The 660-nt window shown below is 73.6% G+C and carries 1 protein-coding gene; it reads left to right on the forward strand.

Features of this window, described 5'->3' with window-relative positions; all coding sequences use genetic code 11:
• The coding region (locus AA75_RS53090) for a M9 family metallopeptidase N-terminal domain-containing protein (protein WP_033825503.1) at positions 1–660 on the forward strand (660 nt) is incomplete at both ends.

A 660-nucleotide genomic window follows, 5' to 3' on the forward strand; every position in this document is an offset into this window, starting at 1 on the left:
TGCCCGACCGGGTCGGCGCCCCCGCCCCCGTGGCCGCCCCCGCCGCGGCGCCCGCCGCCGCCCCGGCCACCACCGCCGCCGGGGTGCCCTGCACCGTCGACGGCATGACCGGCCTGAGCCCCGCCCAGCTGGTGGCCTTCCTCACCGACCCGGCCGTCAGCGCCGACGGCTGCCTGTCCACCTTCCTGTGGACCTGGGACAACCGCTACGCCACCACCATGGACGACGCCCACGTCCAGGCCGTGGCCGACCGGATCACCCAGCTCGCCCCGGCCTACGACGGCACCGGCTCCGCGCACCTGGCCGAGCTGTGGACCTTCCTGCACGCCACGGTCTACTTCGACTTCAACCACGACCAGATCGACATCACCGACGCCGCCACCCTGGCCGGCGTCCAGCGGGCGGTAAACGCCTACACGGCGAACCCCCGCGCCTTCGACCGCACCGACACGGCCGCCGTCAACCTGCGCGAACTGACCATCACCGCCGGCAGCACCGGCCTGCGCCAGAACAACCTCGCCCTGGTCAAGAAGGTGCTCGCCGCGTTCGGCCCCGGCACCCAGGTGGCCGGCAGCTCCCAGTGGGGCAACGCCGCGCTCGCCGCCCTGAACGTCAACTACCTCGGCATCTACAACCAGGACCCGGCCTTCATGGCGGCGG

The sequence above is a fragment of the Kitasatospora sp. MBT63 genome, from assembly GCF_000710465.2.
Taxonomy (GTDB): Bacteria; Actinomycetota; Actinomycetes; order Streptomycetales; family Streptomycetaceae; genus Kitasatospora.